8 protein-coding genes are annotated in these 12121 nt (G+C 61.9%); 4 read left to right on the forward strand and 4 right to left on the reverse strand.

What is annotated here, in order from left to right; all coding sequences use genetic code 11:
- The first annotated feature begins 20 nt into the window (after window positions 1–20).
- The 3 genes from PQ467_RS19200 to PQ467_RS19210 all read left to right on the forward strand — a co-directional run bounded on the left by PQ467_RS19200 (window position 21) and on the right by PQ467_RS19210 (window position 4854).
- The gene (locus tag PQ467_RS19200; protein WP_274177141.1) at window positions 21–2483 is read left to right on the forward strand and encodes a TonB-dependent receptor; all 2463 of its coding nucleotides are present in this window, start codon (window positions 21–23) and stop codon (window positions 2481–2483) included.
- 588 nt (window positions 2484–3071) lie between these two features.
- Entirely contained in the window at window positions 3072–3605 is a 534-nt protein-coding gene (locus PQ467_RS19205; RefSeq protein ID WP_274177142.1) for a hypothetical protein, read from the forward strand.
- Between the two features lie 523 nt (window positions 3606–4128).
- The gene (locus tag PQ467_RS19210; protein ID WP_274177143.1) at window positions 4129–4854 is read left to right on the forward strand and encodes an IclR family transcriptional regulator; all 726 of its coding nucleotides are present in this window, start codon (window positions 4129–4131) and stop codon (window positions 4852–4854) included.
- A gap of 8 nt (window positions 4855–4862) precedes the next feature.
- On the opposite strand, the gene PQ467_RS19215 is transcribed toward PQ467_RS19210, so the two are convergent.
- The 4 genes from PQ467_RS19215 to PQ467_RS19230 all read right to left on the reverse strand — a co-directional run bounded on the left by PQ467_RS19215 (window position 4863) and on the right by PQ467_RS19230 (window position 10697).
- Window positions 4863–5843 carry a hydroxyacid dehydrogenase gene (locus PQ467_RS19215; protein ID WP_274177144.1) on the reverse strand — a complete coding sequence of 327 codons (981 nt, stop codon included), beginning with the start codon at window positions 5841–5843 and terminating at the stop codon, window positions 4863–4865.
- A complete protein-coding gene (locus PQ467_RS19220; RefSeq protein ID WP_274177145.1) occupies window positions 5840–6523 on the reverse strand; it encodes an RraA family protein in 684 nt (227 codons plus the stop codon). Before PQ467_RS19220 ends, PQ467_RS19215 begins: the two co-directional genes overlap by 4 nt.
- A gap of 30 nt (window positions 6524–6553) precedes the next feature.
- Entirely contained in the window at window positions 6554–9373 is a 2820-nt protein-coding gene (locus PQ467_RS19225; RefSeq protein ID WP_274177146.1) for a TonB-dependent receptor plug domain-containing protein, read from the reverse strand.
- A 61-nt stretch (window positions 9374–9434) separates the two neighbouring features.
- On the reverse strand, window positions 9435–10697 hold the full coding sequence (locus tag PQ467_RS19230) for an MFS transporter (RefSeq protein ID WP_274177147.1): 1263 nt from the start codon (window positions 10695–10697) through the stop codon (window positions 9435–9437).
- Window positions 10698–10895: 198 nt separating this feature from the next.
- Between PQ467_RS19230 and PQ467_RS19235 the strand changes: the two genes are divergently transcribed.
- Window positions 10896–12008: an MBL fold metallo-hydrolase gene (locus PQ467_RS19235; RefSeq protein ID WP_274177148.1), complete on the forward strand. Its 1113-nt coding sequence runs from the start codon at window positions 10896–10898 to the stop codon at window positions 12006–12008.
- Window positions 12009–12121 lie beyond the last annotated feature (113 nt).

Below are 12121 nucleotides of genomic sequence, written 5' to 3' on the forward strand. Positions count from 1 at the left end.
TTCAAGCACAGGGGAAACTTATGCGTAAAATTTGCATGAAGCGGATGCTGCTGGTCGGCTCCGGTCTGGGGCTGGCGCTGCAGGGGCAGGCGGCCATGGCCCAGCAGGCCGCCGCAGCCCAGCCCGACGGTCAGGGCGAACTGGTGGTCACGGCGCGGCGCGTCAATGAAAGGCTCAGCGATGTGCCCGGTTCGGTCAGCGTGCTCTCCGAAGCGCAACTGGCCAAGGGCGGCATCCGCAGCACCGAGGATTTCGTCAAGGTCACGCCCGGCGTGACCATCGTGGCCAGCACCACCGACGCCTCGGACGTGCAGATCAATATTCGCGGCGTCAATGGCGCGCGCGATGCCGAAGGCTCGATCGCGCTGGTGGTTGACGGCATTTTGAAGACCAACACCGCCTCGCTCAACCAGCAGCAGGGCGCGCTGACGCAGGTGGAAATCCTGAAAGGTCCGCAGGGCGCGATCTATGGTCGCAACGCCACGGCAGGCGCCATCGTGATCCAGACCCGCAAACCGACCGACACCATTCAGGGTGGCGCACGCCTCAGCTATGCCACGCAAAACACCGCCAAGGGCGAGGCATGGGTGTCCGGCCCGCTGATGCCGGGAGTGGGCTTTGTGCTGTCGGGCGATTACATGAACACCGACGGTTTTTATCGCAACACGTTTCTGGGCAATGCGAAACTGGTGGATTATCAGCACGGTTTCAACATCAACGCCCGCGTGATCGCCGATCTGGGCGACCAGACCACGCTGGACACCAAGGCCCATTTCGGGCGCACCAAGGGCGCATCGCTTTCGTTCAATGCGGCCTTTGCCCTGCCCGGTTTTGCCGCCGCCACCGGCATTCCCACCTTCAACGAGAATGTGAACGACCATCCGTTCAAATTCTACGGCAACATCGTGCCCCAGAACGAGCAAAAGACGCTCGAACTCTCGACCAAGCTGACGCATGATTTCGAAGGCGCCACGCTGACGGCATGGCTGGCCTATAATGACATCCGCAACTGGCTGATTGCGGACGGCACCTCGGCCGATTTCCAGCTCTTCACCTCGGCGGTCAATCCGGCGGTGTCGGGCGTGGTAAGCTCCTGCGCCTCGACCGTGGCGGCGCTGGCGGGCTATCCGATGGCCAGCCCGACCAATCTTGCGGGCACCTCGGCGGGATCTTTGTTCGGCCCCTATTCGCCCACCACCTGCGACGGCAGCCAGTATCAGCGCCGCGAGCAGCGCGACATCAGCGGGGAAATCCGCATCGCCTCGAAGAACGGCGGGCCGCTCAACTGGCAGGCGGGGCTTTATTACATCAACATCAAGCGCCGCGCGGTCGTCACCTCGCAGGGCGACAAGGGGCAGGGGGCCGCTGCCGCCGCCTATACCCCGCCCAGCGGGATCAGCCCGACCAACCAGCTGTTTGACGACAGTTTCCGCACCAATGCCTATGCCGGTTTCGCCTCGGCCGATTACAGCGTGAGCAAGGCGTTCAACGCCGGGGTGGCGCTGCGTTACGACGTGGAAGAGCGGCACGTCAGGAACAATGTGCCGATGCTGCTTGATCCTTTCAGCGGGCATTGCCTCAATCCGGGGCAAGGGCTGGGCAGCACCTGCACCCCGATCACGCCCAAGAGCCGCACCTTTCAACAGTTCGAGCCCAAGGTGACGCTGCGCTATCGCTTTGGGCCGGAGGCGACGGTCTATGCCAACTGGGGCGTGGGCTTCAAATCGGGCGGCTTCAACAATCAGGGCGCCTCGGCCATCGTGGCCAGCTATTTCGGCGGCATCGGTTCGGAGGCCCGGATCGAGGACATTTACAAGCCCGAACGTTCGAGCAGCTTTGAAGCGGGCGTCAAGGGCCGCCTTGGCCCGGTCGACTACACGCTGGCCGGTTATTACAACCGCGTCACCAATATGCAGTTCTTTGAATTCTTCGTGGGCGGCTTTGGCCTGCTGCGCGTGGTGGAAAATATCGACAAGGTGGATCTCAAGGGCATCGAGGGCAATATCAATGTCCGGCTGAAACCGGGCTGGACCGCCTTTGCCTCGGCCAATGTGATGGATTCCAAGATCAAGGCCAACAGCGTGCGCCCCTCGACCGTGGGCAACAAATCGCCCTATACCGCCGATTACACGGTCAATCTGGGCAGCCAGTTTGAAACCCCGATCCGCGATGGGCTTAACCTGCTGCTGCGCGCCGATTACCGCCTGACGGGGCCGACGTGGTTCCATGTGGTTCAGGCCCAGTCGAACCCGACGATCTTCGGCGCGCCGGGCAATTACACCGGCACTCGGCGCAATGCCTATGGCATTCTGGATCTGCGCGCGGGCCTGTCGGGCAAGAGCTGGAACCTGACCGCCTTTGGCACCAACGTGCTGCGCAAGCGCTATCTGGCCGAGGTCATCCCGGCGGTGGAATTTGGCGGATCATTTATCGCGCCCGGCGCGCTGTCGCAATTCGGGCTGGAACTGGGCGTCAAGTTCTAAGCCATTTTGCCCGCTCCTAGTTGGGGCGGGCTTATTTGCGGCTTCATTCAACGCGTGAAGGGCAGGGGGCGTTCGCTCGCTGCCCTTCAGCACATTCTGGGCACGGGCAGAAAGACGAGATCGGTATCAGCTTGAAATCGAGGATCTTTCCTGATGTGTCCAAACCGGGTCATCGCAAATTTCGGGCGGCTGGTGGTATATTTACAGAGCGCCCTGGAGGGCAGGAAAGGGCCTCTTGAAGGGCTGTAGGAAATTTTAGTATTAAAAAACAATAGATTGATTGGGATTCAAGGTTTCATCCGTGCAACACAGCGCCGTACCTGACTTACCACATCCCCGCCTTCGTTCAGGAAACAGCACAGCCCGCTCGCGCATTTCCTGATCAACAGGTGATTTTGCCGCCCCTAAGGGATCGCCAGGCGCGACCCTTCCGGGCCTTTGGCGAAAGAGCCTGAATAACCGGCTCTGATCGAAACGGAGGTCGGGTTGGGCGCAAGGGCCCGCCGCGCGGCGATGTGTCCGCCCGGCTCGTCCATTGCCCAACCCGGCGCTGTTTTCAGAGCCTCTGGATGATCAGGAGCGCTTGACATGAAAGTTTCCCATCTTCTTATCGCCGCCTCGGCCGCATTCTGTCTGCCCGCCGCCGCCTTCGCTCAGGAAGCGCCGGCTGCAGCTGCTGCTCCAAACTTGGCGGTCGGTGGCACGATCTATGACGCGCAGGGTGAAGAGGTCGGCACGATCGACAGCATTGCCGACACCACCGTGGTCGTTAACACCGGGACCAACAAGGCGGCGCTGCCCAAGACCTCTATCGGATCAGGCCCCAAGGGGCCGATGGTGAGCATCACCAAGGCCCAAATTGACGAACAGGTTGCCGCCGCCGCAGGGAAAGCCGCTGCCGCACTTGACGCAGCTCTGGTTGCAGGCGCCGAGGTGAAGGGCAAGGCCGGAACGCCAGTCGGCACGATCAAGGAGGTCAAGGGTGATCTGATCGTTTTGGACCGCACCGGGGGCGCTGTTTCGCTTCCCAAGAAGGCTTTCGGCATGGGCCCGCAGGGTCTGTATATCGGCATGACTGCGGCCGAACTGGACGCGGCGGCAAAGAAGGCTTTGGGCAAGTAAGCTTGCTCGCTGTTTGTGCTCTGTCGTCAAGGGATGGCTTTTAGGCTCTCTTTTGGCGACAGAAATTTGGCCTTTGATGGAAGCATGGATAGTAACTACACCGGTCAACCCCTCCATCAATGTGGCCTGCTGCCGGTTTGATGGACACCGAGATAAAGGTGTTTTCATCAAACCGGCAGCAGGCCAGCCAGCGCTTCCGCGATTACACTATGTTCGTACTTGTCCCAGACCTCATTATTCAAGCGCCTCGCGGGGCCGGTGAACGAACGACGGGTTCTGACACTGCAACCCAAGTCCCTGAACGTCTGGAATGAGGGCGATTCTGGCGACAAGTCGGGCAGCATTGGAACCCGCAGTACTCGACCAAATTATCAGGTCGCTTCGCATGGTTCGAGTATCTCAGCCCAGCAAGAGCGGCCTCTGATGCATTTTTGACTAAAATCAGCAGAGCATGTGTGCCAGAATCTGGCCAAAGCCACTTCCTACCCTATACAAAATTGCATTCATGGCTTAGCTCGTTTTCATGAATTCTGGACCGGACACCCTACCCCCAGGCCGCGCGAGTGCGGAACGCATTTTGACAATCCTGTCGTGTTTTGAACGCGGCGACGAGGCCCTCAGCCTGGCCGAGGTGACGCGCCGCACCGGGCTGATCAAAAGCACCGTTCTGCGTCTGTCGGTGGCTCTGCTGGAAACCGGCTTTCTGGTGCGCGATACGCAAGGCAACTATCGCCTCGGGCCGGAAATCGCTCGGCTCAACCTTATCTATACCGAAGCGATGCGGGTGGAGCATTACGTCATCCCCGTGCTGCAATCGCTGGTCGAACATACGGGTGAAACCGCCTCGATCTATATCCGCCATGGCAGCTATCGCCTGTGCCAATATCGGGTCAATTCGCCGCACCAATTGGGGGTGCATAAACAGCCCGGCGATGTGCGGCCGATGGATGAGGCCTCCTCGGCGATCATCCTGCGCAGCTTTGGCGACAATGGCGAGCATAAGGTCGCGCTCAAATTGCCGCTGTTCACCGAGGGCGTGTCGGACCCTTATGCAGCCTCGCTCTCGATCCCGGTGTTTCACAGCGGCGGAGCTTTACTCGGGGCGCTGGTGTTGGCCGGGCCGTGCAACCGGCTTAATGCCGAAAGGGCCGAGGAATACAGCGACCTGATGCTGTCCTCGGCCCTCTCGCTCAGCCGCCAGCTGGGCGGAGAGGCGGCCTTTTTGCGGGCTTTGCAGGCGCCGCTCTGATCGGCGGCTCAGGCGGCTTGCGGCGGCCTGTTCACGACGACCGCGCGGTCAACCGCGCGCCCGGCCAGATGGTCGAGCACCTGCTGCATCGCCATCATGCCCACACGCCGGCCGGCCTCGATGGTGCTGGCGCCGATATGCGGGCTGACCACCAGATTGGGCAGGAGGCGCAGGCGTTCTGTCAATTGCGGTGGCTCTACAGGAAATGTGTCCAACCCGGCCCCGGCAATGCGCCTCGCCTCCAACGCATCGGCCAGTGCCTCAAGGTCGATCAGCCCGCCGCGCGCCGTGTTGATCAGGATCGCACCGGGCTTCATCATGTTCAGCCTTTGCGCGTCGATCATATTGCGCGTTGCCGCGGTCAAGGGGCAATGCAGGCTTACCACATCGCTTTGCGCCAGCAATCCCTCCAAGGAACCGACCCGCTGCAACTCAATGGCCGCGCCATCGGGCAGAGCAGGATCATACACCAGCACATCCATGCCCAGCGCGGCGCAGATCCGCGCCAGAGCATGACCGATGGCGCCCAGACCGACCACGCCCAGTACCTTGCCGTTCAACTCGTGCCCCATGAAAAAGGCCTTGTCCCAATGGCCCGAGCGGATGCGCGCATCCTGATAGGCAATCCCGCGCGCCACGCCCAGCGTAAGAGCCAGAGCGTGTTCGGCCACGGAAATTGCATTGGCACCGCGCGCAATGGTCACCAATACGTTGCGGCGCGTGGCGGCATCGACATCGATCGTGTCATAGCCCACCCCGTGCTTGGCGATGATCCGCAGATTGGGCGCCAAAGCCATCGCCGCGTCGGTCACCTCGCCAAGGCGCAGGATGATGGCGTCCGGGTTGTTCTCCTGCATGAAACTGTCCAGATCCGGCCCGCGCAGATAGGTGTCGGTGGTGGTCACCCTTGCGCCTGCCTGCTCGGCCAGCGCCATGGCCTGGGGGGCAAGAGCGCGGCCCAGAATGGCGATATGGGGCGCGGCCATCATGCGCCCTCAACGCCGGGGCAGTTGATCGCCCGCAAGGCCTTGTCCACCCATGCGCGCGGGTTTTCGCCGCGCGCGATGGCCTCCAATTGCGCTTCCTCGGCCTGATGCTTGCGTGAGGCGGCCTCGTAAATAGCGTCAACCTCGCCTTGCGGCACCGCGACCAGACCGTCCATATCGCCCACCATCAGATCGCCCGGATGGATCACCATGCCATCGAGCGATATGGGCACATTCACCTCGCCCGGCCCGTCTTTATAAGGGCCGCGATGGGTGATCCCGGCGGCAAAGATGGGGAAATCACCCGCAGAAATAGCGGCATAATCACGCACCGCGCCATTGATGACGATGCCCGCAACGCCCTTATAGCGCGCGTAGGCAATCATCAGTTCTCCGATCAGCGCATTGGTGAGATCGCCGCCCGCATCCACCACGATAACATCGCCCGGCACCGCCATATCCAGCGCCTTGTGGATCATCAGATTGTCGCCCGGCCGGGTGCGCACAGTCAGCGCCGGCCCGATCAGCAATCCTTCGCGGTGAAGAGGGCGCAGCCGCGCGCCCCCTGCCGACATGCGGCTCATCACATCGCTGATATTGGCGACCGGCAGGCTGCGGAACCTTTCGACTTCGGCAAGGCTGACCGCTGTTTCGCGCTGTTTGACGCACAATCCTGTCATCATTTCTTTCCACTTCATGGATTGTTTGGAAGATTAATATTTGAAACGCGCGCCCACGCGGAACGTCCGGCCGATCACGTCATGCAGGAACGCATTGTAGGCGACCGGGACGTTGGCGTTCTCCGGGGCTATCGGCGGGGCATTGTCCAAAATGTTGCGAATGTTGAGGAACAGCTCGATTTCGGAACCGCCCATCGGCGCCTTGAAGCTGGCCTGCCCGTCGAAATAGACCTGGGCCTGCACGTTCTGGAGGTCGATGACCGAGGGGCCTCGCGTCACGTCATAGGCGCCACCGCCCACATAGCGCGCCTGAAGGAAGCCGCCGACGGCAGGGCCCTGATAATTGAACTGCGCCACGCCGCGCCAGCGCGGGTAGGGATTGACGCCCGCCTCGCCCGCCCGGTCGATGGGCGCGCCGCCGGGCGTTGTCGTTTCTTGCTTGGCCAGATAGGTGGCCACTGCGCGCAGCGTGACATTGCCTTTCAGGCCCAGCATGCCCTCGGGCGCGCTGTAACCCAGTTCGAAATCGACCCCACGCGTTTTGGCCGAGGCCAGATTGATCGGCAGCGCCGAGAAAGTGGTGATATTGCCCCCCGCATCGCGGGTAAAGAGCGCGCAGGCCGCCGCCGTCCCGGCATAGCATTGATCGACCGCGGTTTGCGAAGCGATGTTGTCAATGGCCGAGGCAATGCTGATATCATAGAAATCGACCGAGAAATTCAGACGCGGAATAAAGGACGGGCTGTAGATCGCGCCAAAGGTCAGCGTATCGGCTATTTCCGGTTTCAACCCCGGATTGCCGGAGTTGTTCTGCAGGATGCCGGTCACGCGAATGTTGTTCTTGAACGGATCGTTGACCGAGGCGATGCTTTGACGGCCCGCCTGATAGAGTTCGGACAGATTGGGTGCGCGGATATCGCGCGAACGCGTGCCGCGCAGGCGCAGATCATCCACCGGCTTATAGGACAGGCCCAGCTTCCATGTCGAAACCTGCCCGCTGGTGCTGTAATCGGTAATCCGTCCAGCCGCGTTCAGCTCCAGATCGCGGATCAGCGGCAGATCCTTGGCCAGCGGCGCGATGACTTCGACAAAGCCTTCCTTGACGTTGTATTTGCCGTTCCAGGGATTGGGATTGCCCAAAAGGAACGCCCCCGTGGGCGAGAGCGAGTCCGTGGTCAGAACGATTTTTTCCGAACGATACTCGCCGCCCGTCGCAAAGCGGATCGGGCCGGCCCAGCCCTTGAACAGGGTTCCCGAAATCGAGGCCGAGGCGACATCGGCGTCGATGATGGCATGTGACCAGCTGACCCCGCGCGTATAGTTGAGCGCGGCGTTGGAGGGCGATCCTTCGCCAAAGACATTGAACGGCGCGCAGCCATTGCCCGGATTGGTCAGGCTGGAGCGGCAAACGATCTGCCCGCCCGACGGGCTGACCACGGCATCGATGGCCTCGTTGAACTTGCCGGTGATTTCATCATTGAGGGTGGCGTTCGTCTGATAAGTCCGCCCACGCAGGTAATAGGCGTTCCATGACAGGCCTGCGATGGTGCCCTTGGCACCGATGGTGCCCTGCATCGTGTCGCTGTCGCCGCGCGTGACGATAAAGCCGCGCTCGCGCGAGAAGCGCAGCATGGTGAGCGAGGTGACGCCCGCTGTCACCATCTGGGCCCGGATCGCATCGGGCAGATAGGCATTGTCGCGCTGAATGGTAAAGGGATTGGCGGTTTGGCGCCGGTTATAGGTGTTGTTCACCGTCGAGGAGGAGCGGCCATAGATCGCATCGGCAAACAGGCTGAAGGAGGGCGATACGTCGAAGCTGACATGGGCATAGGCGCTGGCGCGCTCCAATGGCCGGTTGATTTCCTGGATGTTTTCGGTGGGCACGCCATCGCCGCCCACCTGCTGGGTGCTGGTGGTATAGGTGCCGTAATTATAAGGCGCGGCCACCCCGCCGGGCAGGAACTGAATGCCCTTGAACAGGGCATTGTTGGCCGCCGTGCCGCCATTGCCGCCGATGATCAGCCCGCCATAGGTGCCCACCGTCCGCACGTTTTGCTTGAGCACCAGGGTGGGCGTGCCCGCCGGATTGTTGATAAAACCCCAGCCTTGATTGGCCCAGGGGCGCGCGCTGGGCGGAACGCCGTCGTTGCGGAAATATTCGCCGCTCAGCAGGATATGCCCGCGCCCTTCGGCAAACTTGGCCCCGGCCGAGAGCGTGGCGCGGATCTCGCGATTGTCGCCTGCCTGCGCGATGCCGTAATTGACCTCGCCTTTCAGCCCGGTGAAGTTCTTGTCGAGGATGAAGTTGACGACGCCCGCCACCGCATCTGAACCATAGGCCGCCGACGCGCCGCCCGTCACCACCTCCACCCGCTGGACAATGGCCGAGGGCAGGATATTGGCATCGACGCTGCCGGTCAGGCTGGTCGAAACCATGCGCCGCCCGTCAAACAGGGTGAGCGTGCGGTTCGGCCCCAGCGAGCGCAGGTTGAGAAAGCTCTGCCCCACGCGCGAGGAACCGGAGTTGCGCTGCGGCCCCGACGTGTTGGTGAGCGAGGGCAATTGGCGCAGGGATTCGGCCAGCGTCGATGGCGCGACCTTGATCAATTGGTCGGCGCCCACCACCGTCACCGGGGTCGGCGCAGTAAACCCGGCGCGGGCGATGCGCGAACCCGTAACGATAATGTCGGCTGCCTTGTTTTCACCTTCCGCCGGGGCGGCCGCCTCCGCGGCCCCCGCCTGATCGGATGCCTGATCGGCGGCATAGGCGGCGGGCATGCCGTAAAGCATGGCGGCCAGCGCGATAAGCGAGGCGCAAGGGGGGGCCTTGAGCCGGTTGCGATGGAAAAACATCAACCTCTCCTGATTGCTTTTTGGGGTATTTTGATTGGCCGCCTGTCTCGGCGGGGATGGATCAGTGCGGCACGGGCCGCTCCGCTTTGGCCGCACGGGAAACAGCAAGGATGGAAAGCGCGCTGGCAATGGCCAGAACCGCGAGCGGGGCCAGCGCGATGGCGTAGCTGTGCGTGGCCTCGTAAACCCAGCCATAGAGGTTCACCATGACCGCGCCACCGATAAGGTTCGACGTGGCATTGATCGCGGCAATCCCCACCGCTGCCTCCGAAGGGCTGAGCCAGCCTGAAGCAAGGCTCCAGAACGGCCCCTTGAAACAATAGGCCCCGGCCAGCGCCCCGGTCAGCAGGACAACCACCATCACCAGCCCGGTGGACAGCGAGATAAGCACGGCGCTGAGCGCGATCAGCAGCAGCGGGATGGCCGTGTGCCAGCCCCGCTCGTTCATCCGGTCCGAATTATAGCCCCAGAGGACCATCGCCACGGTGGCAACGCCATAGGGGATCGAATTGACGAGACCCGTGGTGAAGTCCGTCAGACCAAAGGACTTGAGGAATTGCGGCTGCCACACGCCCAGCACAGAACCCGACGCCGAGGCGCCGCAACAGGCCAGCACCAGCGCCCAGAACTGCGGCTTGCGCAGCAGAAGCCATTTGGACACGGGCTGGCCGGTGACGGGCTTGGCGGATGAGGCCAGCGCACGGCCTAGCCAGTCGCGCTCATCCTGCGTCAACCAGCGCGCCTGATCCGGACGATCCGAGAGCCAGAACAGGCAGGCCAGTCCCATAACGGTGGCGGGCAGGCCTTCGACAAGGAACAGCCATTGCCAACCCCGCAGCCCCATCGCGCCGTCCAGCGTCAGCAGCGCGCCCGACAGGGGCGAGGAAATGAAGCTGGCCACAGGAATGCCTACAGCAAACATCGCCAGCACGCGCCCGCGATAAGCAGGCGGCATCCAATAAGTCAGATACAGCACAATGCCGGGAAAGAAGCCCGCCTCGGCCGCGCCGAGGATGAGGCGCAGCGTGTAGAACGAGGCAGGCCCCTGAACCAGCGCGGTGGCGGCGGAGACCAGCCCCCATGTGATCATAATCCGCGCGATCCAGCGACGCGCGCCAAAGCGCTCCAGCGCCAGATTGCTGGGCACCTCGACCAGAAAATAGGAGATGAAAAACAGGCTGGCGCCAAAACCGAACTGAACCTTGGTCAGGCCGATATCCGCGCTCATCTGCAACGAGGCCATGCCCACATTGGTGCGGTCGATCAGCGCCAGCAGATAGCAGGCGACAAGGAACGGCAGCAGGCGCCAGCGCACCTTTTTCATAACCGCTCGTTCCATGGCATGGTCGTGCAATGTATCTCTCCCTGCGCTTTTCGCGGCAATTTGGTTCTTCTTGTCGCTCAAATAGACTAAATCGCAATGCCGTTGCAATATCAAAAATTCAAAAGTAGATCGTGAGCGCCGGCCTCGCCGGCATGGAGAGAATGCGCGCATCAGGCGCAACATGGAAAGGCTAGGCATATGGATAAACGAAAAAGCGTTGCGCCGGGCATGGCACGGCAAGGAATAGGGCTAGCCATGGCGCTGGGATGCGCGCTCTGCGCAACTATGCCCGCGCTTGGCGCAGAAGCTCGGGAAATCCCTGCCTCGCGTCAGGGCAAGGCCGATGCCTCGCGCATCAACACCCCCAACGGCGGGCGTCAGGAAATCCGCAACCGTCAGGATATGGAGCGGCTGAGCGGCTATACCGCGCCCGGCGCCAAGGTCTATGCCGCCATGGCCGCCGATGTGGGCGGCGGGCAATGGCCCGTGACGCTGTTCTATCGCTGTCGCAATGTGCCGGGCGGCAGCGCGATTCACGCGCCCATGCCCCAGCCTATCGAGGTGTTCGACGGTGTCTATTCGATCGGCGATGACGCCAACAACGTCTGGGCGATCGACACCAGCGAGGGCATCATCCTGATCGACACGCTGTCAAACGAGGAAGATGCCAAGCGCGTGATTGTCGAAAATATGCGGCGGGTTAAGCTGGATCCGGCGCGGATCAAGACCATTATCATCACTCATAATCATGGCGACCATTATGGCGGCGCGGCCTATCTGAAATCGCTTTCGGGCGCGAAAATCGGCATGAGTCGCGAGGATTGGGAAGGCAAGGCGTTAGGCCCCGCGATGCCGGTCAAGGGCGCGGATGATTTCTATCTCACCGATGGCCAGCAAATCACGCTGGGCGGACGGACGCTCTCGGTTGTGCTGACGCCCGGCCATACGCCCGGCACGGTCTCGCTGGTATTTCCGGTGATGGACAAGGGGCAGCCCCATGTCGCATCGCTGTTCGGTGGTCAGGGTTCGCCCAAAAATCTGGCCGCGCTCAGGCAGTTTCGCCAGTCGCTCGATCACTTCGCCGATGTGACCGATGCGATGCAGGCCGATGTGGTCCTCTCCAACCACACGGTGGGCGACGACGGGCTGACCAAGGTGGCCATGCTGGTCAAGCGCAAGGCCAACGAGCCCAATCCCTATATCGCCGGACGCGAAGGCGTAATTCGATACAGCGCCCTGTGGCAGGCATGTCTGAGCGCAGACATCGACCAGATCGCCTGGAATGCGGCCCATAAAGAGCCGGCCAAGTAAGCCTTCCAAACGGCCGCAATTGTGGGGCGGGCAAGGTTTGACCGAGGGGCGGATGTCATGTCCGCCCCTCATTTTTTACCCAAGCTATATGCAACGGTGTTGCGTTTAAATCG

The organism is Novosphingobium sp. KACC 22771 (genome assembly GCF_028736195.1).
Lineage (GTDB): Bacteria > Pseudomonadota > Alphaproteobacteria > Sphingomonadales > Sphingomonadaceae > Novosphingobium.

Excerpts from the sequence above, each read along its gene's own strand:
- PQ467_RS19200 (WP_274177141.1), top strand. The coding sequence starts at position 21 with ATGCGTAAAATTTGCATGAAGCGGATGCTGCTGGTCGGCTCCGGTCTG.
- PQ467_RS19205 (WP_274177142.1), top strand. The coding sequence starts at position 3,072 with ATGAAAGTTTCCCATCTTCTTATCGCCGCCTCGGCCGCATTCTGTCTG.
- PQ467_RS19210 (WP_274177143.1), top strand. The coding sequence starts at position 4,129 with ATGAATTCTGGACCGGACACCCTACCCCCAGGCCGCGCGAGTGCGGAA.
- PQ467_RS19215 (WP_274177144.1), bottom strand. The coding sequence starts at position 5,843 with ATGATGGCCGCGCCCCATATCGCCATTCTGGGCCGCGCTCTTGCCCCC.
- PQ467_RS19220 (WP_274177145.1), bottom strand. The coding sequence starts at position 6,523 with ATGATGACAGGATTGTGCGTCAAACAGCGCGAAACAGCGGTCAGCCTT.
- PQ467_RS19225 (WP_274177146.1), bottom strand. The coding sequence starts at position 9,373 with ATGTTTTTCCATCGCAACCGGCTCAAGGCCCCCCCTTGCGCCTCGCTT.
- PQ467_RS19230 (WP_274177147.1), bottom strand. The coding sequence starts at position 10,697 with ATGAAAAAGGTGCGCTGGCGCCTGCTGCCGTTCCTTGTCGCCTGCTAT.
- PQ467_RS19235 (WP_274177148.1), top strand. The coding sequence starts at position 10,896 with ATGGATAAACGAAAAAGCGTTGCGCCGGGCATGGCACGGCAAGGAATA.